This window comes from Streptomyces sp. DH24, from assembly GCF_029813775.1.
Lineage (GTDB): Bacteria > Actinomycetota > Actinomycetes > Streptomycetales > Streptomycetaceae > Streptomyces.
The window spans coordinates 20,554-43,267 of the sequence record NZ_JARVKW010000027.1; the positions used below are offsets into that span (position 1 = coordinate 20,554).

Annotated in this window: 20 protein-coding genes and 2 tRNA genes; 18 read left to right on the forward strand and 4 right to left on the reverse strand. The window is 72.9% G+C overall.

Going from position 1 to position 22,714, the window contains the following annotated elements:
• Window positions 1–71: 71 nt before the first annotated feature.
• The gene (locus QC282_RS21460) at window positions 72–650 is read left to right on the forward strand and encodes a hypothetical protein (protein WP_279551149.1); all 579 of its coding nucleotides are present in this window, start codon (window positions 72–74) and stop codon (window positions 648–650) included.
• A gap of 133 nt (window positions 651–783) precedes the next feature.
• Window positions 784–1,857: a hypothetical protein gene (locus QC282_RS21465; RefSeq protein WP_279551150.1), complete on the forward strand. Its 1,074-nt coding sequence runs from the start codon at window positions 784–786 to the stop codon at window positions 1,855–1,857.
• A 50-nt stretch (window positions 1,858–1,907) separates the two neighbouring features.
• On the opposite strand, the gene QC282_RS21470 is transcribed toward QC282_RS21465, so the two are convergent.
• Window positions 1,908–3,053, reverse strand: coding sequence for a M48 family metallopeptidase (locus QC282_RS21470; RefSeq protein ID WP_279551151.1), 1,146 nt, complete (start codon window positions 3,051–3,053; stop codon window positions 1,908–1,910).
• A gap of 151 nt (window positions 3,054–3,204) precedes the next feature.
• On the opposite strand from QC282_RS21470, the gene QC282_RS21475 reads away from it, so the two are divergent.
• The 9 genes from QC282_RS21475 to QC282_RS21515 all read left to right on the forward strand — a co-directional run bounded on the left by QC282_RS21475 (window position 3,205) and on the right by QC282_RS21515 (window position 8,125).
• Complete coding sequence (locus QC282_RS21475; RefSeq protein WP_279551152.1) at window positions 3,205–3,366, forward strand: hypothetical protein; 162 nt, start codon at window positions 3,205–3,207, stop codon at window positions 3,364–3,366.
• A gap of 110 nt (window positions 3,367–3,476) precedes the next feature.
• Window positions 3,477–3,641, forward strand: a complete 165-nt coding sequence (locus QC282_RS21480; RefSeq protein ID WP_279551153.1) for a hypothetical protein — start codon at window positions 3,477–3,479, stop codon at window positions 3,639–3,641.
• 64 nt (window positions 3,642–3,705) lie between these two features.
• Complete coding sequence (nadD, locus tag QC282_RS21485; protein ID WP_279551154.1) at window positions 3,706–4,353, forward strand: nicotinate-nucleotide adenylyltransferase; 648 nt, start codon at window positions 3,706–3,708, stop codon at window positions 4,351–4,353.
• A gap of 16 nt (window positions 4,354–4,369) precedes the next feature.
• On the forward strand, window positions 4,370–6,130 hold the full coding sequence (locus QC282_RS21490) for an LCP family protein (RefSeq protein ID WP_279551155.1): 1,761 nt from the start codon (window positions 4,370–4,372) through the stop codon (window positions 6,128–6,130).
• 46 nt (window positions 6,131–6,176) lie between these two features.
• Window positions 6,177–6,620: a ribosome silencing factor gene (gene rsfS / locus QC282_RS21495; RefSeq protein ID WP_279551156.1), complete on the forward strand. Its 444-nt coding sequence runs from the start codon at window positions 6,177–6,179 to the stop codon at window positions 6,618–6,620.
• Window positions 6,617–7,279, forward strand: a complete 663-nt coding sequence (locus tag QC282_RS21500) for a histidine phosphatase family protein (protein WP_279551157.1) — start codon at window positions 6,617–6,619, stop codon at window positions 7,277–7,279. The genes rsfS and QC282_RS21500 overlap by 4 nt, the downstream gene beginning before the upstream one ends.
• A 128-nt stretch (window positions 7,280–7,407) precedes the next feature.
• Window positions 7,408–7,480, forward strand: a tRNA-Ala gene (locus tag QC282_RS21505).
• A 234-nt stretch (window positions 7,481–7,714) separates the two neighbouring features.
• A complete protein-coding gene (locus QC282_RS21510; protein ID WP_279551158.1) occupies window positions 7,715–7,888 on the forward strand; it encodes a hypothetical protein in 174 nt (57 codons plus the stop codon).
• 3 nt (window positions 7,889–7,891) lie between these two features.
• The gene (locus tag QC282_RS21515; RefSeq protein WP_006136074.1) at window positions 7,892–8,125 is read left to right on the forward strand and encodes a hypothetical protein; all 234 of its coding nucleotides are present in this window, start codon (window positions 7,892–7,894) and stop codon (window positions 8,123–8,125) included.
• Here the strand turns inward: QC282_RS21515 and QC282_RS21520 are convergent.
• Entirely contained in the window at window positions 8,104–9,324 is a 1,221-nt protein-coding gene (locus QC282_RS21520) for a glycosyltransferase 87 family protein (protein WP_279551159.1), read from the reverse strand. The genes QC282_RS21515 and QC282_RS21520 overlap by 22 nt on opposite strands.
• Before the next feature lie 101 nt (window positions 9,325–9,425).
• Between QC282_RS21520 and QC282_RS21525 the strand changes: the two genes are divergently transcribed.
• A tRNA-Ala gene (locus QC282_RS21525) sits at window positions 9,426–9,498 on the forward strand.
• 135 nt (window positions 9,499–9,633) lie between these two features.
• On the opposite strand, the gene QC282_RS21530 is transcribed toward QC282_RS21525, so the two are convergent.
• Complete coding sequence (locus tag QC282_RS21530) at window positions 9,634–11,244, reverse strand: NADH-quinone oxidoreductase subunit NuoF family protein (protein ID WP_279551160.1); 1,611 nt, start codon at window positions 11,242–11,244, stop codon at window positions 9,634–9,636.
• Window positions 11,241–12,548: a cytochrome b/b6 domain-containing protein gene (locus QC282_RS21535; RefSeq protein WP_279551161.1), complete on the reverse strand. Its 1,308-nt coding sequence runs from the start codon at window positions 12,546–12,548 to the stop codon at window positions 11,241–11,243. Before QC282_RS21535 ends, QC282_RS21530 begins: the two co-directional genes overlap by 4 nt.
• Window positions 12,549–12,941: 393 nt before the next feature.
• Here QC282_RS21535 and leuS point away from each other — a divergent pair, with 393 nt between their 5' ends.
• The 6 genes from leuS to QC282_RS21565 all read left to right on the forward strand — a co-directional run bounded on the left by leuS (window position 12,942) and on the right by QC282_RS21565 (window position 22,634).
• Complete coding sequence (leuS, locus tag QC282_RS21540) at window positions 12,942–15,833, forward strand: leucine--tRNA ligase (RefSeq protein WP_279551162.1); 2,892 nt, start codon at window positions 12,942–12,944, stop codon at window positions 15,831–15,833.
• Window positions 15,834–15,972: 139 nt separating this feature from the next.
• Window positions 15,973–16,710: a hypothetical protein gene (locus QC282_RS21545; protein WP_279551163.1), complete on the forward strand. Its 738-nt coding sequence runs from the start codon at window positions 15,973–15,975 to the stop codon at window positions 16,708–16,710.
• Window positions 16,711–16,770: 60 nt separating this feature from the next.
• The gene (locus QC282_RS21550; protein ID WP_279551164.1) at window positions 16,771–17,616 is read left to right on the forward strand and encodes a DegV family protein; all 846 of its coding nucleotides are present in this window, start codon (window positions 16,771–16,773) and stop codon (window positions 17,614–17,616) included.
• Window positions 17,617–17,729: 113 nt separating this feature from the next.
• Complete coding sequence (locus QC282_RS21555) at window positions 17,730–18,944, forward strand: ComEA family DNA-binding protein (RefSeq protein WP_279551165.1); 1,215 nt, start codon at window positions 17,730–17,732, stop codon at window positions 18,942–18,944.
• Window positions 18,941–21,790, forward strand: a complete 2,850-nt coding sequence (locus QC282_RS21560) for a ComEC/Rec2 family competence protein (protein WP_279551166.1) — start codon at window positions 18,941–18,943, stop codon at window positions 21,788–21,790. Before QC282_RS21555 ends, QC282_RS21560 begins: the two co-directional genes overlap by 4 nt.
• Before the next feature lie 4 nt (window positions 21,791–21,794).
• Entirely contained in the window at window positions 21,795–22,634 is an 840-nt protein-coding gene (locus QC282_RS21565) for an arylamine N-acetyltransferase (RefSeq protein WP_279551167.1), read from the forward strand.
• Window positions 22,635–22,714 lie beyond the last annotated feature (80 nt).

Here is a 22,714-nt window from a genome sequence, read left to right on the forward strand (position 1 = left end):
GGCCCTCTCGGCATACGGACGAAATTCCGTACCGTCTGCCCAAAACGACCCCCCAGGTCTACTCTGGACCCGTGCCGGAGGACGTGGGGGGTTCGCCGTTCCCTGACGGCTGGGAGCCCGACGACGACCACGACCGCGGGGTGTCGGACGAAGAGTTCGCCTCCGTGGTCTTCGACGAGGCCTTCGTACGGGCGGCCGAGGTGCACGAGCCGACCGCCGTCGAACGCCTCCTGGCCGCCGCCCGCGCCAGACGCGAGGCCGCCGAGGCCGAGGCGCGCCGCGACCGGGCCCGTGGCGAGCACTACGGCGACGGATACGGACCCGACGACCACGGCGACTTCGACCACGACCAGGACTGGGACGACGGCGACGACCTCGACCCGGACTTCCCCGGCGGCCGCCACGGCGGACCGGGCCACGGCAGACAGATCCGCTGGCACCGCCCCGTGGCCTGGGTGCTCGCCGTGCTGATGGGCGTCGGCATGGTCGCCCTGGCCTTCACGGCCGTCTACCGGGGCGCCTCCTCGGGCAGCCGCGACCAGATCCCGCCACCGGCCTCGACCGGCCTGGAGCAGGGCACGGGGGCCTCCCCCTCCGCGTCCGCCGACCACTCCCCGCCGGCCGTCCCCGTGCTGCCGCGCACCCCCTGAACAGCCGCCGGGCGGCGCCGGGGCCCGGACCCGCACCGGCCGGGAGGGCGGTCCGCGACCTTGGTGAGAACCTGACAGGACTTGACGCGTACGGCCGCGTTTACCCCGCCCCCCGGAGACCTACCCTGAAGGTATGGGAGGGCTTGGAGACCCGCCTGAGGGGACGCCCGAGGGTGGCCCCGGAGGCGGCGAGGACGAGTACCGGTCCGTCGTCTTCGACGAGTCGTTCGTCCGTGCTGCCCGCCTCCAGGAGTACTCCGCGCAGGAACGCATCACCGACCACGCGCCCGCCGTCCGCAGCCGCCCGCCCCTGCGCCGCGGCGGCCTGCCCCGGCAGGCACTGGTCCTCGTCCTGCTGATCGCCGTCGCCTTCGGCACCGCCATCTACATGGGCGTCCGGCACCCCTACCAGACCCCGGCCGCCCGGGAACCCGCCGAGCCGCTGCGGATGACCGTCGTACCGCTGGCCCCCGGCGGCGAGGTGCCCGGGGCCGCCGACCCGGACTTCCTGTACGAGCACAGCCCCGCCGCGCAGTTCCGCGTGGGCGCCGAGGGCATACCGCTGCCGCCCGCCCGGCGCACCGCCCACTTCTCCGACGGCCAGGTCATCACCGCGCTGAGCACCGCCAAGGACTACATCGTGCGGTCCGCGCTCGACCCCGCCGTGCTCACCGGCGGCGACGTCCGCTCGGTGCGGGTGCTGCTCGACCCCGACCAGCTCGACCAGTTCGACCAGAGCTTCCAGCGCCCCGCCGCCGACGGCCGGCACGCGCCGACCGGCTGGCTGATCCGCCTCGACCCCGCCCGCGCCGAGCTCGCCGACCGCGGGATCCGCGTCCAGGGCAACCTGGAGGCCACCGAGGCGGACGCCGCGACCCTTGAGGTCACCGCCGACCACACCACCGTCTACGCGCTGCGGCCGGCCGGCGCCGACGACCGGGCCGAGGCCTCCCTGTTCACCGTCCGCCGCGAGCTGCACTTCCGCTTCGACCGCGAGGACCTGCGCCTGCACCAGGCCCAGGTGCTCGTCTCCTACGTCCGGGCCGGGCCGCTGTCCTGCGCCGAGGACGCCTCGAACCGGCTGCGCCCGCTGCTCGCCGGCCAGACCGCGAAGGAGGGCGGCCCGGCCGACACCGACCCGTACGCGACGGGCAGCACCACCGCCCTGTGCGGATCGCTGGCCAGGAGCGCGCTGCCCCGGGTGTGACGGACGCCCGGCGCGTCAGCGCCGGTGCGCGGCCGTGACGGGCGCTGCCGTCAGCCCTGGTCGCGGGGCGGAATGTCGTCGGAGGAGCCGGAGGAGCCGGAGGAGCCTGACGAGCCGGAGGAGCCTGACGAGTCGGTCGGTCGGTCCTTCGGCGCCGCGCCCGAGAAACCGCCGAAGCCGCGCCGCACCCGGTCGCCCAGGTCCCCGGCGCCGCCGGTGATGTCGCTGACCAGCTTCATCAGCGGGTCCTTCGAGTTCTTCACCTGGCTCGCGTAGCTCGCCGCCGACTCCCGGAAGGAGTCCCGCACCGAGGCGTCGCCGTCCTCGCCGCGCCGCGGGTAGTGGCCGTCCATGATCCGCTGGAAGTCGCGGGACTCGGCCCACTTCTTCAGCTCGGCCGCGCGGACGGTGGTGAACGGGTGGGAACGCGGCAGCACGTTCATGATCTTCAGCACCGAGTCGCGCAGGTCGCCGCCCGCCTCGTACTCGTCGGCCTGGGCCAGGAACGCGTCCACGTTCATCTCGTGCAGGTGGTTGCCGCCCGCGATCTTCATCAGGCCGCGCATCGAGGACGCCAGGTCCTGGCCGACGAGGAGACCCGCGCGGTCCGCTGACAGCTCCGACTTGCGGAACCACTCGCGCAGCGCGGTCACGATCGCCGTGATCGCCAGGTTGCCCAGCGGGATCCAGGCCACCCGGACGGCGAGGCTGGTCAGGAACAGCAGGATCGTCCGGTACACCGAGTGGCCGGACAGCGCGTGCCCCACCTCGTGCCCGACGACGGCCCGCATCTCCTCCTCGTCGAGCAGCTCCACCAGACCGGTGGTGACGACGATGATCGGCTCGTCCAGGCCGATGCACATCGCGTTGGGCTGCGGGTCCTGGTTGACGTACATCGGCGGGACCTTCTCCAGGTCCAGGATGTAACAGGCGTCCCGCAGCATGTCGTTCAGGTGCGAGAACTGCTGGTCGGAGACGCGCACCGAGTCGGAGAGGAACAGCAGCCGCATGCTCCGCTCGGGCAGCAGGCCGCTCAGCGCCTTGAACACCGTGTCGAAGCCGCTCAGCTTGCGCAGCGCCACCAGGGCGGAACGGTCGGCCGGATGCTCGTACGCACGCGAGGAGATCTCCGGGAAGCGCCTGCGCTGCCTGCTCGGCACGCGCTCGTGCCCGCTGTGCTGTTGGCCGTCGGACATGTCTTCCCCCATGTGCGTCTGTATGGCCGCGTCTCGTGCCCGGCCCTCACCGGCCCTGGGCGGCCCTTGCGTGTCCTTCGCGCCCCCGAGGCCGGCTCCAGCCTAGGCGGAGCTACCGTGGAAGCGCAGTACAGCGAACGGAGCCCACGCCATGGAGCACACCCCTCGCGCCGCCTGGCTCGCCGAGGCCGCGCACGCCGCCGAACAGCAAGGGGCGGGGAATCTGCTCCGGGTCGTCCTGATCGTGATGGTGGTGGGCTGCGTGCTCACTGCGTGGTTCCTGCTGCGGGGCTACAAGCGGAAGGACGACTGACGCCGCCCGAAGGTTCCCCAACGGTGGAGTCGGCGTGAGCGCCGCCGAGGCGCCCGCATACGATGTGTCGACGTCTTTATCCCGCCCACACCGGATAGGTCCTGCCGAAGATGAGCTTCCACAGCACCGCTGCCCAGTTGGTCACCCTCGCCGCCGAGGGCGGAGAGCACGGCGGAAACCACGAGAGCCTCAACCCGTACGTGACGGGCGGCGGCGCGCTCCTCGTCCTGCTGATCCTGCTGTGGATCACCACCCTCTTCAACCGCGACCGCTGAGTCCCGGACGCCCTCCCCGGGCGCCCGGGGAGGTCCCCGGACCGGGCCGGTAGGGTCTGCACGCATGGGAGAGCAGGACATGCCTACCGGTCCGGTGAACGACACGGACGGCCCCGCGCGGTCGGGCAAGCGGCGTCTCGGCGTCATGGGCGGCACCTTCGACCCGATCCACCACGGGCACCTCGTGGCGGCCAGTGAGGTCGCCGCGCAGTTCCACCTCGACGAGGTGGTGTTCGTCCCGACCGGCCAACCGTGGCAGAAGAGTCACCGCGCGGTCTCCCCGGCCGAGGACCGCTATCTGATGACGGTCATCGCGACCGCCGAGAACCCGCAGTTCTCCGTCAGCCGCATCGACATCGACCGCGGCGGCCCCACCTACACCGTGGACACCCTGCGCGACTTGCGCGTCCTCAACCCGGACACGGACCTGTTCTTCATCACCGGTGCCGACGCCCTCGCCCAGATCCTCACCTGGCGCGACAGCGAGGAACTGTTCTCCCTGGCACACTTCATCGGAGTCACCCGGCCCGGCCACCATCTGACGGACGCCGGGCTTCCGGAGGGCGGCGTCTCGCTCGTCGAGGTCCCGGCCCTCGCCATCTCCTCCACGGACTGCCGTGCGAGAGTCGCCAAGGGTGACCCCGTCTGGTACCTGGTGCCGGACGGAGTCGTGCGCTACATCGACAAGCGCGAGCTGTACCGCGGCGAGTGAGCCGAGAGGGGCACCGGTGAACGACCGATACGACGCTGGTTACGGGGGCGACCAGTACGTACTCGTCGGCTACGACGAGTACGGCCAACCTGTGTACCGGCAGGTCCCGGCGCAGCAGCAGCCGCAGCAGCAACAGGCCCACGACCCGTACGCCCAGCAGGGCTACGGCTACGACCCGTACGCCGCGGGCACCCAGCAGCAGCCCGCGCCGCCGTACGACCCCTACGACACCGGCAACCAGCAGCCGGTCCCGCCGCACGACCCGTACGGCACCGGGCAGCAGTCCCCGGGCTCCTACGACCCCTACGCCTCCTACGACTCCTACGGCTCCTACGGCGGCGGACAGCAGGGCGGCCCCGCCGCGGCGCCCCACGACCCGGCTGCCGCGAGCGGACAGCAGTCCCGGGTTGCCGAGCAGCAGACCGCGTACATCCCGCAGCAGGGCGGCCCGGCCGACGACCCCGAGCCGGAGACCGGCCGGCGGGACGAGGGGGAGTACCGCACCGAACAGTTCGCCTTCGTCGAGGACCCGGACAACGACTCCGAGGACGTCATCGACTGGCTGAAGTTCACCGAGAACCGCACCGAGCGCCGCGAGGAGGCCAAGCGCCGGGCACGGGCGCGGGTGATCGCCCTGGTCGTCGTCCTCGCCCTGTGCGCGGCCGGCGGCGTCGGCTACCTCTGGTACGCGGGGAAGCTGCCCGGCCTGTCCTCCTCCGGCTCCGGCAACGGCGGCGCCACGGCCGCGGGCGCGCAGAAGCGCGACGTGATCGTCGTCCACCTGCACGACACCAAGGGCGGCAGCACCGCCACCGCCCTGCTCGTCGACAACACCACCACCAAGCGGGGCACCACCGTCCTGCTGCCCAACTCCCTCGCCCTGACCGGCGACGACGGCACCACGACGACGCTCGCCAAGTCCGTCGAGGACGACGGCACCGACGGCACCCGGCAGGCCCTGGACACCGTCCTCGGCACCAGCATCCAGGGCACCTGGCGCCTGGACACGCCCTACCTGCAGAACCTGGTCGACATCGTCGGCAACATCGAGGTCGACACCAACGCCGACGTCCCCGACCCCGCCGCCAAGGACAAGAAGGGCGCGAGCCCGCTCGTCCGCGCCGGCGAGAACCAGACCCTCAGCGGCAAGATGGCCGTCGCCTACGCCACGTACCAGGACCCCGGCGAGGCGTCGGACGCCCAGCTGGAGCGGTTCGGGCAGGTCATGCAGGGCGTGCTGCGCAAGATGACGTCCGACCCGGGCGCCGCCACGACCACGGTCCAGACCCTCGGCCAGATCCTCGACCCGTCGCTGACCGACAAGGACCTCGGCACCTTCCTCGCCGGACTCGCCGACCGCGCCAAGGGCGGCGACTACAAAACGGCCCTGCTGCCCGTGCGGACGGACGGCACACTCGACCGGCAGGCGAGCGACGGCGTCGTGGAGGACGTCCTCGGCGGCACCGCCAAGAGCCCCGACAAGGACGCCGCCGTCAGCGTCTCCGTACGCAACGCCACCGGCGACAAGGCCAACACCGAGAAGGCCCGCGTCGTCCTCCTCAACGGCGGCTTCACCTTCCTGGAGGGCGGCACGGCCGACGCCGCGGCGACGTCCACCGTCACCTACGCCGACGCCGCCGACAAGGAGAACGCCACCGAGGTCGCCAAGACCCTGGGGCTGCCCACCAGCTCCGTCACCCAGGGCAAGGTCTCCGCGAACGCGACCGTCTCGGTCGTCCTGGGCCAGGACTACGAGCCGTCGGGTGCTTCCGGCTGACCGTGAGACCCTTGATGTCAACCGACCGCCGATCGAAAGCCTTGTAGTGACCGCAACGGACCGCTCTCACGAGCTGATCAACACCGCCGCCCAGGCGGCTGCCGACAAGCTCGCGCACGACATCGTCGCCTACGACGTCAGCGACGTACTGTCGATCACGGACGCCTTCCTGCTGGCCTCCGCGCCCAACGACCGCCAGGTCAAGTCCATCGTCGACGAGATCGAGGAACGCCTCAGCAAGGAACTCGGCGCCAAGCCGGTCCGCCGCGAGGGCGACCGCGAGGCCCGCTGGGTCCTGCTCGACTACGTCGACATCGTCGTCCACGTCCAGCACAGCGAGGAGCGGGTCTTCTACGCCCTGGAGCGGCTGTGGAAGGACTGCCCCGAGCTGGAGCTGCCCGAGGACGCCCGGGCCACCCGGGGCAAGGCCGAGGAGCACGCCAGGCTGCGCGCCGAGGAGGAGGCCGCGGATCTGGGCGGTGACTGGTGAGCGCCACCGGTGAGGTGGGCGCCCGCCGGGGCCGCCGCGTCATCCTGTGGCGCCACGGCCAGACCTCGTGGAACGTGGAACGCCGCTTCCAGGGCACCACGGACGTCCCGCTCACCGAGACCGGCGTCGGCCAGGCCCGCCGCGCCGCCCGGCTGCTCGCCTCCCTGAAGCCCGACGCGATCGTCGCCTCGGACCTCCGGCGCGCCGCGGACACGGCGGCCGAGCTGGCCGCGCGTACCGGCCTCGCGGTGACCCTGGACGAGAACCTGCGCGAGACCTACGCGGGCGTGTGGCAGGGCCTGACGCACGACGAGATCATCGCCCGGTACGGCGCCGAGTACGACGCGTGGAAGCGCGGCGAGCCGGTGCGCCGCGGCGGCGGCGAACTGGAGACCGAGGTCGCCGACCGCGCCGCCCCGGTGGTGCTCCGGCACGCCGAGAAGCTGCCCGACGACGGCACGCTCGTCGTCGTCAGCCACGGCGGCACGATCCGCACCACCATCGGTCGTCTGCTGGGTCTGCCGCCCCACGCCTGGGAGAGCCTGGGCGGTCTCACCAACTGCTGCTGGTCCGTCCTCGGCGAGGGCGGCCGGGGCTGGCGGCTGCTGGAGCACAACGCCGGCACCCTGCCGGAGGCGGTCCTCGGCGACGACGACTGAGGGGCCGCCCGACCTGCGCGGCAGGGGCCGGACCCGGATTTCACTTTCTGGCAGGTCGCAGGCTAAAGTTCTTCTTGTTCGCCCCGCCGAGCGGGGCGAAAGCCAAGCGGCCCGGCCGCGCGGCGCAAGGGGCTATAGCTCAGTTGGTAGAGCGCCTGCATGGCATGCAGGAGGTCAGGAGTTCAATTCTCCTTAGCTCCACGGACGAATCCCGTCCCCTCCGGGGGGCGGGATTTTTCGTTGTCCGCCTGAGCAGCCGGCGCCCGGCGGGCGTATACCTCTGCGACGACACCGGCGGGCGTGCCGACGTGCGCGAACCGGGGGCGCCGAGGGTGCCGTGTCCGGACTGGTACTGAGGCGTCGCTGACCGTATTGGTCCCGCCGTGGCAGAATCAAACGGCCGAAGGGGGCGCGGCCCGACGGGAGGGAGTTGCGATGCCTGCCAGCATCCTCGAGGAGGTCGACCATCTCCTCGACGCCGGCGTGACAAGGGACACGACCACTCGCCTCAGCTGCCCTTCCTGCGGTTCCGCCCACGTGGCCCAAGTGCTCGGCGACAACGGCGGGATTTCCTACGTGTGCACGGCCTGCGGCCACAGCTGGAGCTGATCGATGGGTGCACACAGGCGAAAGTGCGACTGGTGCGGCAGCGGGACGCCGATCGTGCGGGACATGGAGCCGATCAATCCCGACTACCAGTACTGGTGCGAGGAATGCGCGCGGGCGCTGATCATAAAAGGCGACCCGATCGAGACGTACCGCGAACTGGAGGGTGAGCCGATCTACGGCCGCCTCCTGGAGGAGCACTGCACCCTCAAGCGGTTCTACTCGTTCGTCACGGCCTGACGCCGGGCGGGAGCCCCGGTCCGCCGGGCGGTCCCGGCGTACGCCAGGAACGCGCAGGCGGCACCCGCGTACAGCCCCGACAGCGTCAACTCGACGGCGCCCTGACGCAGTTCGGGCCGCCCGTCCCCGTGCGGCACCCACCACAGGGCGTACGAGGAGAACACCAGCAGCGCCGCCGGCGCGGCCCGGCGGTGCCCGCGCGCCGCCAGCAGCAGCACCAGCGGCACGCACCACACCCAGTGGTGGGACCACGACACCGGGCTGACCAGCAGCGCCGTCATCGCGCAGGCGACCACCGCCACGTCCCGCAGCCCGCGCAGTTCCGCCGCCACCGCCACGGCCAGCCCCGCGAGCGCGACCAGGACGGCGCACGCCGGCCACCAGCCGCCGGGATCGGGCGTGTGCAGCAGGCGGGCGAGAACACCGCGCAGCGCCTGGTTCGCGGTCTGCTCCGGGTGTCCGGCCCGGTCGGCCTCGAACATCACGCCCGCCCAGAACCGCCACGAGTCGTACGGCAGGACCGCCGCCGTCACCAGCGTCACCCCGGCGAACCAGGCCACCGCCCCGCGCGCGTGCCGCAGCCAGGGCCCGCCGGAGCCGCCCCGGACGAGAGCCGCGACCCCGGTGGCGAACAGGAACACCGCGAACAGCGCGGGCGTCAGCTTCACGGCCGCCGCGAGCCCGATGCCGGCCCCGGCCCAGCGGTCGCCGGGGCGCCGTGACAGGTCCCACAGCACCAGGACGGCGAGCAGCAGGTTGATCTGTCCGTAGCGCAGCGTCGTCCACACCGGCTCGCACCACACCGCCACCGCGGCGGCCCACCAGACGCTCTCCACGCGCGTGTGCCCCACGAGCCGCAGCGACAGCCGCACGAACAGCACCAGCAGCGCGAGGTTCCCGGCGGTCGCCAGCACGCGCATGCTCTCCGTGTCGAGCAGCGTGAGCGGGACGAACAGCAGCGCGGCGAACGGCGGGTAGGTGGGCGGCAGATCGGCGTCGGTCACGCGCAGGCCGTACAGATCCCCGCCCGCCCGTACGGCCTCGCCCTCGGCCCGGTAGACCAGCAGGTCGATCATCGAGACGTCCGCCGCCCGCTGCGCCGCCCAGAACGCCGCGAAGGAGACGAGGCACGCCGTCAGCGGGACCGGGACGCGGCGGTGGACGGCGGAGAAAGCGATCACGGACACGGGAGGCGACATTAGCGGCCGAATCCGTCCGGAACGGAAACGATTTGGTGTTGTCCCGGGGGGACCGTGTAATGTTGCTGTCGCCGCCGGGGAGACCGGGCGGAGCAGGGCAAGGGGCTATAGCTCAGTTGGTAGAGCGCCTGCATGGCATGCAGGAGGTCAGGAGTTCAATTCTCCTTAGCTCCACAGCAGTCGAAGGCGGGTCATCCGATCGGATGACCCGCCTTCGTCGTTCCCTCGACTGGTTCGACTGGTTCAGCTGGTTCGGCTGCTCGGCCAGTAGGACGCCCGGCCCGGACGAGCCGGGCCGGGCCACGGGTCTCAGCGTCCCAGGGCGCGGCGGCCCCGGCCCTGGGACAGCACCGGCAGGTTGCGGGTCGGCGCCTGCGCGCGGGTGTCCTCCTCGATGCGCAGGGCGAGCGCGGGGCACCGCCGCACGGCGCGCATCGCCTTCGCCTCCGCGTAGCGCGGGATCTCCGCCTGTGCCACCGTCGGGAAGCCGTCGGCGCCGAGCTGGAAGACCTCCGGGAGGATGTCCGCGCACAGGCCGTGGCCCCGGCACAGCGTCCAGTCGACGTAGATCTTCTGACGACCGAGGCCGTTCTCACCGGCCGCGCCGCCGCCCGGGACGCCCGTCGGTGCCCTGCCCCCGTTGAAGAGCGGCAGAACGCCCTCCACGGGCCGTCCGCAGCCGTTGCCGAGGACGTGCGCGGCGAGGTCGTCGGTGAACGCCTTGAGGGTCGACTCGATGAACATCGCCGAGCCGTCCGGGTGCGAACACGCCCCGCGCCGCTTCACGTTCCGCGTGACCTGCTTCAGCGCCTCCAGGGCGGCCGGGCCGCCGCCGTCCAGGATGTCCGCCAGGCCGCGCGCCGCCGCCGGCAGGCCCAGGTAGCAGGGACCGCACTGGCCCGCGCTCTCCTCGGCCAGCCACTGCGCCACCCTGAGCGACTCGCCCAGCGGGCAGGTGTCCTGACCGATCGGCAGGATCGCGCCGGCGCCCAGCGAACCGCCCACCTGGTCGAGGGAGTTGCGGGAGACGATCGCCTCGCCGACGGTCGCCGAGTCGATCCACTTGCCGTGGTAGCCGCCGGTCAGCACGCCCTGCGGCAGCGGCGGGGCGCCGGCGAGCTGGAGGACGTAGCGCAGTGGCACGCCCGTGGGGACCTCGATCACCATCGGGCGGGCGACCGCGCCGGCGACCGTGAGCATGACGGTGCCCGGCTCGTCGTACAGGCCGGTGTTGCCGTAGCGGTCCGGGCCGATGCGGGCGGCGATCGCGAGCTGCGCGAACGTCTCGGCGTTCGACAGCAGGGTGGGCGCGCCGCCGACGCCGCTCCGGGAGGCGCTGACCTTGCGGCCCGGCGGGATCGCCGGGCCGCCGTCGATGGAGCGGACCAGCGAGGCCGCCGCGCCCGTGACCATGCGCACCGGGTTGCGCTGCACGCGCGCGCGGAGCACGGACCGGCGTCCGTTGCTGAGCCCGCGCTCGGCCAGCGCGGCCTCCATCGAGCGCTGGGTGGACTCCCGGGTCACGCCGATCACGAGCCGGCGTGCCCCGAGGGCCTCGGCGCACAGCAGCGCGCCGTCCAGGATGAGGTGCGGGGCGCGGTTGATGAGCACCGTGTCCTTGCGGCAGGCCGGTTCGTCCTCGCTGCCGTTGACGACGACGACCGGCCGTACCCCGCGTTTGATCGCCGACTCGGCGACCGACCGCAGCTTCTGGTGGAAGGGGAACCCGGCGCCGCCGCGTCCCCTGAGGTTGATGCGGTCGGCGAGCCGCGCGAGCTGCTCGCCGCCCATCGGTTCGAGCGGCCCGTGCACCTTCAGGTGCATGGGCAGGTCAAGTCGTTCGACAAGGTCGAAGCCCGACGTGAGCTGGGGAAGACCGACCACGCGGACTTCGGGTACGTCGGGCAGGGCCTCGTTCACTCGTTGCCTCCGGAAGGCGTGTTCCAAGGTTCGCCCGGACCCGGTGCGCCGAAGTCGTAGGAGGCACCGGGCAGTGTTTCAGTGGCGGGACCGCTGTTGTACGTGTCGTCCGGGTAGTACGTGCCGTAGCGGGTGTTCGTCTCACCGGTGTCGTACACGTCACTCGGTCCGTGGCCGGCGGCGCCCGGATTGTCGTAGGCCGGGATGGTGTGTCCCGTGTCGTTGAGCGGGTCGTAGGACGACGGCGGGGCCTCGCCGACCGGCGGCGGGGACGGGACGGGCCAGTTGCCCGAGGCGCTCGTGCCGCTGTCGGCGTACGGCATCGCCTCCGCGGGGCGCGGGTCCGGCGGCACGTCCACGCGCGTGGTCCGCTCGGCCGCGAAGGGCTGCCGCCGCTGCCCGCGCGCGGAGGACGAGACGGCCCGGTAGGCGGCGGCGAAGCCGTTCACGGGCTCCCGTCCGGCCGTGTCGTACCCGCCTTGCGCGCGTGCCGCGTACGAAGCCCCCGTGCGCGCCCGCGCGGTGGGTGCGTATCCCGGCAGCGCCGGTTCCGCCGCCCTCGCGCGGCTCGCGTCCAGGTCCTCCCTGTCCTCCCTGTCCTCCCTGGCGGACTGCTCGCCGCCGCTCAGAAACTCGGCGATCCGGTCCGCGACCCGGCGCTTGACCGGGCGGGGCGCCGCGCGCAGCGCGAGGGCCGCCAGCACGCCGAGGACGCACAGCCCGTACAGGAACACGAAGACCGGCTTGGCGGCCCGGCCCGCGTAGAGGCCGTGGACCAGGGCGGCGCACCAGGCCGGGTAGGCCAGCATGTGCATGGCCCGCCAGCGGGCGGCGACCGGGGCGGGGGAGGCGAAGGCGCTGCGCAGGGCGCCGGTGACGCCCACGAAGACCATGAGGAGCCCCGCGGCGGAACCGAGCCCGATCAGGCCTTCACTGCCGGTGACGCCCAGCGCGAAGGGGAGCACCGCGGCGATCGGCTCCGTGTGGTCGAGCGCGATCTTGGTGAAGACGTGCAGCAGCAGGAACGCGATCGAGGCGACCGCGGTCGTCCGGTGGACCGCCTGCCCGATGATCCGCTGGCGCGCGTCGAGGAAGATCCGGTCCTGGGCGACGAGGCCCCAGACCACCGAGCAACTGAGCGAGACGAGGGAGAGGACGCCCGCGCCGAAGTTCAGGAACTCCCGGACGCCGTCACCTCCGGCCAGCACGATCACGGGCGTGAGGAGCAGCACGACGGCCGACGCCGTCCCGTAGGCCGAGCGGCCCGAGCGGGGGAGCGAACGATGACTACTACGAGGGTTCATGGGGGCAACTCCGAGCAGTTCGGGTAAGCGGTCCCGCTGCCGCACTCTAAGCGCCGCCATACCGATCGGTAGGAGGTTTGAGTTATTGGGCTGTTATCAAATGACAATGCGCTCGTTGTGTTGTCCCGTTGCGGTTGTTACGCGAAGTAACCCTAGGTGGCGGTCGCGAGTGTGGCTCAAGAACAACGCCGTCGCGGCCCGCTCGACGGCTGCGGTACCCTAGCGCCATGCGTGCCGTACGCCTCCTGCTTAGCGAGCCGCGCTGATCAGTCCCGGCCACCCGCGAGAACCGGGTGCCGGAATCGGCGCGGCATCCCCTCCTGTGCGAGGGGATTTTTCGTTTCTCGAGAAGTCGCAGCAGTCGGCAGAGACGATCGATGGAGCTTTGAGGACATGAGCGAGACGAACCCCGCTGCCACCGCCGCCGGGGCGGCGGAGGCCGCGCCGCACCGCTACACGGCCGCCGTCGCGGCCGAGATCGAGGCACGCTGGCAGGACTTCTGGGACGCCGAGGGCACCTACGCGGCGCCGAACCCGAGCGGCGACCTGGCGGGCGACCCGGAGCTGGTCGCCAGGCCCAAGAAGTTCATCATGGACATGTTCCCGTACCCCTCCGGTGCGGGGCTGCACGTCGGCCACCCGCTGGGCTACATCGCCACCGACGTCTTCGCCCGGTTCCAGCGCATGACCGGCCACAACGTCCTGCACACCCTGGGCTTCGACGCCTTCGGCCTGCCCGCCGAGCAGTACGCCGTGCAGACCGGCACGCACCCGCGTGTCTCCACCGAGGCCAACATCGAGAACATGAAGTCCCAGCTGCGCCGGCTGGGCCTGGGCCACGACAAGCGCCGGTCCTTCGCCACGATCGACCCGGACTACTACAAGTGGACCCAGTGGATCTTCCTGCAGATCTTCAACTCCTGGTACGACGACGAGGCGAAGAAGGCCCGGCCGATCGCCGAGCTGATCGAGCAGTTCGCCTCCGGTGAGCGCACCGTTCCGGGCCACCCCACGCGCGCGTGGAGCGACCTGAGCGCCGCCGAGCAGGCCGACGTGCTGGGCGAGTTCCGGCTGGCCTACGCCTCCGACGCGCCGGTCAACTGGTGCCCCGGCCTGGGCACCGTGCTGGCCAACGAGGAGGTCACCGCCGACGGCCGCTCCGAGCGCGGCAACTACCCGGTCTTCAAGGCCAAGCTGCGCCAGTGGAACATGCGCATCACCGCCTACGCCGACCGGCTGCTGGAGGACCTGGACGCGCTGGACTGGCCCGAGGCCATCAAGCTGCAGCAGCGCAACTGGATCGGCCGCTCCGAGGGCGCCCGCGTCGACTTCCCGATCGACGGCGAGCGCATCACCGTGTTCACCACGCGCCCGGACACCCTGTTCGGCGCGACCTACATGGTGCTGGCGCCCGAGCACCCGCTGGTCGAGAAGTTCACCCCAGCCGCCTGGCCCGAGGGCACCCACGACGTGTGGACCGGCGGCCACGCCACCCCGGCCGAGGCCGTCGCCGCGTACCGCGCGCAGGCCGCCTCCAAGTCCGACGTGGAGCGGCAGGCCGAGGCCAAGGACAAGACCGGCGTCTTCATCGGCGCCTACGCCACCAACCCGGTCAACGGCGCGCGCATCCCGGTCTTCATCGCCGACTACGTCCTGATGGGCTACGGCACCGGCGCGATCATGGCCGTCCCGGCGGGCGACCAGCGCGACTTCGAGTTCGCGCGCGCCTTCGAGCTGCCGATCCACTGCATCGTCGAGCCGACCGACGGCCGCGGCACCGACACCTCGACGTGGGAGGACGCCTTCTCCTCCTACGACGCGAAGATCATCAACTCCTCCAACGACCAGGTCTCCCTGGACGGCCTGGGCGTCGCGGAGGCCAAGGCCCGCATCACCGAGTGGCTGGAGCGGTCCGGCGTCGGCGAGGGCACCGTCAACTTCCGCCTGCGCGACTGGCTGTTCAGCCGCCAGCGCTACTGGGGCGAGCCCTTCCCGATCGTCTACGACGAGGACGGCATCGCCCACGCGCTGCCCGAGTCGATGCTGCCGCTGGAGCTGCCCGAGGTCGAGGACTACTCGCCGCGCACCTTCGACCCGGACGACGCCGACACCCAGCCCGAGACGCCGCTGTCCCGCAACGAGGACTGGGTCAACGTCACGCTGGACCTGGGCGACGGCCGTGGCCCGCGCACGTTCCGGCGCGAGACCAACACCATGCCCAACTGGGCCGGTTCCTGCTGGTACGAGCTGCGCTACCTGGACCCGCACAACTCCGAGAAGCTGGTCGACCCGGCCGTCGAGCAGTACTGGATGGGCCCGCGCGAAGGTCAGCCGCACGGCGGCGTCGACCTGTACGTCGGCGGCGCCGAGCACGCCGTGCTGCACCTGCTGTACGCGCGCTTCTGGTCCAAGGTGCTGTACGACCTGGGGCACGTCTCCTCCGCCGAGCCGTTCCACAAGCTGTTCAACCAGGGCATGATCCAGGCCTACGTGTACCGCGACAGCCGCGGCATCGCCGTGCCGGCCGCCGAGGTGGAGGAGCGCGACGGCGCGTACTACTACCAGGGCGAGAAGGTCTCCCGGCTGCTGGGCAAGATGGGCAAGTCCCTGAAGAACGCGGTCACCCCGGACGAGATCTGCGCCGAGTACGGCGCCGACACGCTGCGCCTGTACGAGATGGCCATGGGCCCGCTGGACGTCTCCCGGCCGTGGGACACGCGCGCGGTGGTCGGCCAGTTCCGGCTGCTGCAGCGGCTGTGGCGCAACATCGTCGACGAGAACACCGGCGAAGTCACCGTCGTCGACGCCGAGCCCGACGAGGACACGCTGCGGGCCCTGCACAAGGCGATCGACGGGGTGCGCGGCGACCTGGAGGGCATGCGCTTCAACACCGCCATCGCCAAGGTCACCGAGCTGAACAACCACCTGACGAAGGCGGCGGCCCCGGTGCCGCGGTCCGTCGCCGAGCCGCTGGTGCTGATGGTCGCGCCGCTGGCCCCGCACATCGCCGAGGAACTGTGGCGCAAGCTGGGGCACCCGGACTCGGTCGTCCACCAGGACTTCCCGGTCGCCGACCCGGCGTACGTCCTGGACGAGACCGTGACCTGCGTCGTGCAGATCAAGGGCAAGGTCAAGGCCCGTCTGGAGGTGTCCCCGGCGATCTCCGACGACGAGCTGGAGAAGGTCGCGCTGGCCGACGAGAAGGTGGTCGCGGCGCTGGGCGACGCCGGCATCCGCAAGGTGATCGTGCGCGCGCCGAAGCTGGTGAACATCGTTCCGGCGTGATGCCGGGCGGTCGCCCGCCCGAGCTCGGGGTGATCCCCTACGGGCAGGTTCGGGGTTCTGCCGGAACTCCGGACCTGCCCGTTGCGTTTACCGTTGAAGAGCGGCGCGATACGGGCCGTGGCCGCCGAGGAGGAGCATCGTGGAAGCAGTCATCGCCGTGTTCGCCCTGCTCTTCGTGCTGCTCGTGGCGCTCGGCGCGTACGCCACCGTGAAGGCCGTCGGCGCCGCCAAGCGCGGCGTGGACCGCACCCTCACGCAGGCCCGCCGCACGGTCGAGGACCACACCCTGCGGGCCAAGTCCTTCACCCAGCCCGGCCCGGCGGGCGAGATCGCGCAACTGCGGCTGAAGCTGCGCACGTCGATGCGCGCCACGCAGGACGCGCTGCAGGCGAGCGCCGCCGAGGACGCGTCGCTGAAGGAGTCCCTCGGCCTCTTCGAGCGGCTCAGCGCGCACGGACACGAGCTGGACGGCGAACTGCGGCGACTGGAGTCCGAGCCGGACCGGGCCGCGCTAGCCGAGCGGCTGCCCGCGCTGCGCGAGCGCACCGAGCGCATCACACAGTCAGCGGACTCCCTGCGCTGGGCCGCCCGCGACCGCGCCCGCCGCTTCGCCGACGACGACCTGGACTCCCTGAGCACCCAGATCGACATGGAGGCGGGCGCCCTGCGCCACTGGGACGCGGCGGAGCCGTCGGCCGCACCGCCCCCGTGGCCCGAGGCCCCGGCCGCCGCGGACGGCCCCGCACCGCGGCAGACCTGGCCGGAGACACCGCGGTCGGACACCCCTGAGGAACCGGCCCGGCCCGCCCTCGACCCGCCGGGCCGCCGCCCCACCTACCCCTGGCAGAAGAAGGCCCGCCCCGAGAGCACCACTTGAGCCGTGGTGTGAACGGGGCCGGGCTGCCGCACGGGCACTACGCCAGGTAACCTCCAGCACATGTCCCGTCATGTCTCCATCGTCACCGATTCCACGGCCTACCTGCCGGCCCGGACGATGGAGCGCCACGGCATCACCTCGGTACCGCTGACCGTGGTCCTCGGCGACCAGGCACTGGAAGAGGGCACCGAGATCTCGACCCGTTCTCTGGCCCAGGCGTTGCAGAAGCGACGCTCGGTCACCACCTCGCGCCCGAGCCCCGAGGTGTTCGCGCGAACCTACCGCGAGGTCGCCGAGTCCGGCGCCACCGGCATCGTCTCCCTCCACCTCTCCGCCGAACTGTCCGGCACGTACGACGCCGCGCTTGTCGCGGCACGCGAGGCGCCGGTGCCGGTGCGGGTCGTGGACACCGGGATGGTCGCGATGGCCCTCGGGTTCTGCGCGCTGGCCGCGGCGGAGGCGGCGGAGTCGGGCGGCACGGTGGACGAGGCCGTCACGGCAGCGGAGAAACGGGCGGAGGGCACCTCCGCCTACTTCTACGTCGACACCCTCGACTATCTGCGCAGGGGCGGCCGGATCGGCGCCGCCCAGGCCCTGTTCGGATCGGCGCTCGCCGTGAAACCGCTGCTGAAACTCGACGGCGGGCGCATCGACCTGCTGGAGAAGGTACGGACGGCGTCGAAGGCGATCGCCCGCCTGGAGGAGATCGTGGCGGACCGGGCGGGCAGCGCCGAGGTCGACATCGCCGTGCACCATCTCTCCGCCCACGACCGGGCGTCGGCCCTCGCGGACCGCCTGCGGACCCGGGTGCCCGGCCTGGTGGACCTGCATGTGAGTGAGGTGGGTGCGGTGATCGGGGCGCACACCGGCCCCGGGCTGCTGGGGGTTGTGGTCTCGGCGCGGTGACGCGGGCGGCCGAGCCACTCGTACGGGTGACGGAGTTTTCCACAACCGGGCGGTAGTCCCCGGGAATCGACCAAGATCATCGCGGTGGGTGCGGTCTGCCCGATCCTCGTCGCATGGCACTTCGATCACGTCCACGCGCAGCGACCGCGACCAGCGGCCCGGGCAGGGGACCTGCCTCCGACGGCCGCACCCGACACCGCCGTTCACACCTTCCGCGCGGGCGGCTGCGGCACCGGTACCGGCACCGGCACGAGCAGGCGTCGGCGGAGGAGGTCCGCCGGCGGGCGGAGGTGTTGTTCGGGGAGGGGGTGGGTGACGCTGGGGGGCGTTCGGGGGTGGCATGGGCGTCAGAGGTGTCAGGGGCGTCATCTGATGGGGCTGCCGTGCCGCCCGGGTCGCTCGTGCCGACCGGGTCGATCGTGCCGACCGGGTCGCCCGTGCCGGACGAGTTGGCGCGGCTGTCGGAGAGGCCGCCGGAGTGCTCGGGTGCTGGGACCGGTCCTGAGGGCGTCCGTGGGCGCACCGGAGCCGGGGAGCGTGTGGTGGACGGCGCGGACGACGGCGACGAGCCGGATGCTGCCGGTCTGACCTTGCGGGAGCGGGTCGGGCCCGCCCTACGGGAGCGGATGCCCGTGTGGTTGCAGGCGAGGTGCGGTGTGGAGCGGCGGAGCGTGCTGGCGCTCACGGCCCTGCTCGTCGTCGCCGCGGCCTTCGCCGCACAGCACTTCTGGGCCGGCCGCACGCAGACCGTGCGGGCGCCCGAGGTGGTGCGGGCGGCGGCGCCCTACGACGACCGAGAACCGCCCGCGAAAGGCGGCCCGGGGACAGCCGCTCCCAAGGCCCCCGCCACGGCAGGCGCGGAGATCGTGGTCGACGTCAGCGGCAAGGTGCGCGAGCCAGGCATCCACCGGCTGCCGGCCGGCTCCCGGGTCGCGGACGCGTTGCGCGCGGCGGGCGGAGTGCGGCCCGGCACCAACACCGACACCCTCAACCGTGCTCGTTTCCTCGTGGACGGGGAACAGGTCGTCGTGGGCGGTCCGGTCCCCGCGGGCGCCGGACCGGGCGGCGCGTCCACCACCGGCGGCGGCTCGGCGGGAGCGGCGGGCGCGGCTGGTGGGGCGGGGCAGGTCCCGACGGCTCCCGTCTCCCTCAACACGGCCACCGTCGAGCAGCTGGACACCCTGCCGGGTGTCGGCCCCGTCCTCGCTCAGCACATCGTGGACTACCGCACCCAGCACGGCGGTTTCCGCTCGGTGGACGAGTTGCGCGAGGTCACCGGCATCGGCGAGCGCCGCTTCGCCGACCTGCGGAACCTCGTACGGCCATGAGTGGCGCCCTCGCCCCGCCGGGTGGCCCGGGACCCGCCGCTCGCCGCCGCGCCGTACACGCCGCGTCCGGGAAACGGCTCGGCGCGGCCCGCCCCCGGCAGGAAGGGCCGGCGGACCTGCGTCTGGTGCCGCCCGCGCTCGGGGCATGGGCCACGGCCGCGCTGCTGGTGGATGCACCGCCCGGGTGGGTCGGGGGTGTGGCCGCGGTCTGTGCGGTTCTCGGTGGCGTGCTGGTGGTGTCCAGGGGGCGTGTGCGTTGGGGGCTTGGGGGGCGGGGTGGTGGTAGTGGGGGGCGGGTCGCCCAGAGGCGCGAGTTCGACGGCTCGGGGTCTGGCGCCTGCCCGCCCGGTGGTCCCGCGTCCGGCGACGGCCCGCCCCGCGTTGTCGGCCTCCGCCCACCCCGAACCTCCTGGACCCGTACGACAGTTGCCGCGCTGCTGCTCTGTGTCGCGGCGTCGGCCGCGTCGGCGGGGCTGCACGGGGCGGATGTGCGCCGGGGGCCCGTCCCTGACCTGGCGCGGCGGTACGCGACCGTGACCGCCGAGGTAGAGGTCACCGCCGACCCCCGGCTCACCCGGCCGCGGGTCGACGGCCCTCGCATCGCACCGACGGCCGCCCTGATCGGAGCCGACGTGCGCCGCGTCGAGGAGGCGGGCGGGACGGCGGTGGCGACCCGGGCGCCGGTGCTGATCATCGTGGACGTCGGAGCGGGCGACGCGGGGGCGGAGGACGAGCCCGACGGCTCGCGGGCTTCCCACGGTGGACCTGCGGGTTCGCCCTGGCTCGGGCTGCTGCCGTCGACCCGGCTCCGGGTCACCGCGCGCCTCGCGCCCGCGAGGGAAGGCGGTGACCGCGTCGCCGCCGTGCTGCGGGTACGGGCGCGGGCGGCGCCGGACGTGGTGGGCGAGCCGTCGAGGCCGCAGCGGTTCGCGGGCCGGTTGCGCGCCGGGTTGCGGGAGGCCACCGACGGTCTGCCGGCCGACGCGCGGGCGCTGCTGCCGGGCCTGGTCGTCGGGGACACCTCGCGGGTCACACCGGAGCTGGACGCGGCCTTCAAGGAGACCGACCTCACACACCTGCTCGCCGTATCCGGGGCCAACTTCACCATCCTGCTCGCCCTGCTCCTCGGACCACCGGGCCTCGCCCAGCGTGCCGAGCGCCGCGGTCTGGCGCCCCGCCTCGGTATCTCCCTGCGTCAGACGGCCGTGCTCGGCGGAGTGCTCACGCTCGGGTTCGTCGTCGTGTGCAGACCCGACCCGAGCGTGCTGCGGGCCGCGGCCTGCGGTTCCGTCGCGCTGCTGGCACTCGCCACGGGACGGCGCCGGACCCTCCTCCCGGCGCTGGCGACGGCCGTCCTGCTGCTGGTGCTGTACGACCCGTGGCTGGCCCGCAGCTACGGCTTCCTGCTCTCCGTGCTGGCCACCGGCGCCCTGCTCACGCTCGCGCCCCGGTGGAGCGCGGCGCTGCGCCGGCGCGGGGTGCCGCCCGGCTTGGCCGAGGCGCTGGCCGCGGCGGGCGCCGCCCAGGCCCTGTGCGCGCCGGTCGTCGCCGTGCTGTCGGCACGGGTGAGCCTGGTGGCCGTGCCGTGCAACCTGCTCGCGGAGTTCGCGGTCGCCCCGGCCACGGTGCTGGGTTTCGCGGCGCTGGGGACGGCACCGTTGGCCATGCCGGTGGCGAAGGCGCTGGCGTGGTGCGGGAGTTGGCCCGCCGAGGGGCTGGCGGCGGTGGCCCGTACCGGGGCGGCGTTGCCCGGGTCGGGAGTGGACTGGCCCGGCGGCTGGACCGGGGCGGCACTGCTGGGTGCCGCCACCGTGGCCCTGCTGCTCGCCGGGCGGCGGCTGCTCGGGCACCCCTGGTGGTGCGGGGCCTGTGTGCTGCTGCTGGTCCTGGTGGTGCTGCGGCCGGCGCCGCTGACCAGGGTGGTCACGGGCTGGCCGCCGCCGGGCTGGCGGATGGTGATGTGCGACGTGGGGCAGGGCGACGCGATGGTGCTGTCGGCGGGCGAGGGCACCGGCGTGGTCGTGGACGCCGGTCCCGACCCGGTGCTCGTCGACCGCTGTCTGCGTTCGCTGGGCGTCACCCGGGTCCCGCTCGTCGTGCTGACCCACTTCCACGCGGACCATGTGGCGGGCCTGCCCGGCGTGCTGCGGGGACGCTCGGTCGGGGCCGTGGAGACGACGGGGTTCGCCGAGCCGGCCGGCCAGGCGGCGTTCGGCCACAGGGTGGCGGCGGCCCGGGGAGTCCCCGTGACGCCGGCCGCCGCCGGACTGGAACGCCGCGTCGGCGAGCTGTCCTGGCAGGTCCTGTGGCCTCCGCCCACGCATGCCCCGCCGGACCGAAACCCGGGCCCACCGCACTCCCCACCAGCCCACCTCCCACCGGACCGCTTCCCACCGGACGGAAGCCCGCGCCCGCCTCACCCGCCCCCAGCCCGCTTCCCACCGGGCAGCAGTCCGAGCCCCACCCACACCCCCGAAGGAGCGAACGACGCCAGCGTGACCCTGCTCGTCCGGATCGCCGGGCTCCGTCTGCTCCTGCTCGGGGACCTCGAACCCCCGGCGCAGCGGGCGCTGGCGGATTCCCCGGCGGGCGCGGAACTGAAGGGTGTGGACGTGCTCAAGGTCGCCCATCACGGCTCGGCCCATCAGGACCCGGACCTCATGCGCAGGGCGGCCCCGCGACTGGCACTCATTTCAGCCGGGGCGGACAACTCGTACGGCCACCCGGCTCCGAGCACGCTGGCCGCGCTGCGTGCCGGGGGAGCGGTGGTGCTGCGGACGGACCGCGACGGTGCGCTGGCCGTCACGGGCAGCGCGGGCGGGCGTCTGGAGGTGGCGCGAGACTGAGGTCATGAAACCCGAACAGGTCGATGCCTACCTCCAGCGGCTGGGAGTCGCCCGGCCGGCGTGGCCCACCGTCGACGTTCTGCGCGAACTGCACCTGCGCCACCTGCAGACCGTGCCCTTCGAGAACCTCTCCATCCACCTCGGTGAGGAGATCGTGCTCGAGGAGCAGCGGCTGCTGGACAAGGTGGTGGCCGAGCACCGGGGCGGTTTCTGCTACGAACTCAACGGCGCGTTCGGGGCGTTGCTGACCGCGCTCGGTTTCGAGGTGACGCTGCTCGCGGGGCGGGTGCGGATCGACGAGGAGCGGCTCGGGATTCCGTACGACCATCTCGCGCTGCGGGTGCGGACGGTGGACGGGGGCGACTGGCTGGCCGACGTCGGCTTCGGGGCGCACAGCCACTACCCGCTGGAGTTCGGTGACCGGGGTGAACAGCCGGACCCGGGCGGCACGTTCAGGATTGTCGAGGCGGCGCCGGACGCGGCCGGGGTGCGCGGCGGGCACGAGGTGGCGGTGGCCGCGGATCTGGAGGTGAGCCGTGACGGCAGTCCCGAGTATCGCGTGGAGGTACGGCCGCGGGTACTCGACGACTTCGTGGCCGGGGCGTGGTGGCACAGCACGTCGCCCAGGTCGCACTTCACGCGGTCGCTGGTGTGCTCGCGGGTCAGGGAGGACGGCGGGCGGATCACGCTCGGCGGCCGTCGGCTGACGGAGACGGCGCCGGGCGGCGGGCGCGAGGAGCGTGAGCTGGACGGGGACGAGGAGGTGCTGGCGGTGTACCGGGAACGGTTCGGGATCGTGCTCGACAGGGTGCCGGTGGTGCGCAAGTCGGCCTGGGGCGGCTGATCGGGCCAGGCAAGGCCGGGCCTGTCTCCCACCGCCGGGCATCCCTGGACCCGGCGGCTCGTGTCCCGGGGCCTGACCTG

Bases quoted from the DNA above. Each gene is read 5' to 3' on its own strand.
- QC282_RS21465 (WP_279551150.1), top strand. From the start codon at position 784: ATGGGAGGGCTTGGAGACCCGCCTGAGGGGACGCCCGAGGGTGGCCCC.
- QC282_RS21470 (WP_279551151.1), bottom strand. From the start codon at position 3,053: ATGTCCGACGGCCAACAGCACAGCGGGCACGAGCGCGTGCCGAGCAGG.
- QC282_RS21475 (WP_279551152.1), top strand. From the start codon at position 3,205: ATGGAGCACACCCCTCGCGCCGCCTGGCTCGCCGAGGCCGCGCACGCC.
- QC282_RS21480 (WP_279551153.1), top strand. From the start codon at position 3,477: ATGAGCTTCCACAGCACCGCTGCCCAGTTGGTCACCCTCGCCGCCGAG.
- nadD (WP_279551154.1), top strand. From the start codon at position 3,706: ATGGGAGAGCAGGACATGCCTACCGGTCCGGTGAACGACACGGACGGC.
- QC282_RS21510 (WP_279551158.1), top strand. From the start codon at position 7,715: ATGCCTGCCAGCATCCTCGAGGAGGTCGACCATCTCCTCGACGCCGGC.
- QC282_RS21515 (WP_006136074.1), top strand. From the start codon at position 7,892: ATGGGTGCACACAGGCGAAAGTGCGACTGGTGCGGCAGCGGGACGCCG.
- QC282_RS21520 (WP_279551159.1), bottom strand. From the start codon at position 9,324: ATGTCGCCTCCCGTGTCCGTGATCGCTTTCTCCGCCGTCCACCGCCGC.
- QC282_RS21535 (WP_279551161.1), bottom strand. From the start codon at position 12,548: ATGAACCCTCGTAGTAGTCATCGTTCGCTCCCCCGCTCGGGCCGCTCG.
- leuS (WP_279551162.1), top strand. From the start codon at position 12,942: ATGAGCGAGACGAACCCCGCTGCCACCGCCGCCGGGGCGGCGGAGGCC.
- QC282_RS21550 (WP_279551164.1), top strand. From the start codon at position 16,771: ATGTCCCGTCATGTCTCCATCGTCACCGATTCCACGGCCTACCTGCCG.
- QC282_RS21555 (WP_279551165.1), top strand. From the start codon at position 17,730: ATGGCACTTCGATCACGTCCACGCGCAGCGACCGCGACCAGCGGCCCG.
- QC282_RS21560 (WP_279551166.1), top strand. From the start codon at position 18,941: ATGAGTGGCGCCCTCGCCCCGCCGGGTGGCCCGGGACCCGCCGCTCGC.
- QC282_RS21565 (WP_279551167.1), top strand. From the start codon at position 21,795: ATGAAACCCGAACAGGTCGATGCCTACCTCCAGCGGCTGGGAGTCGCC.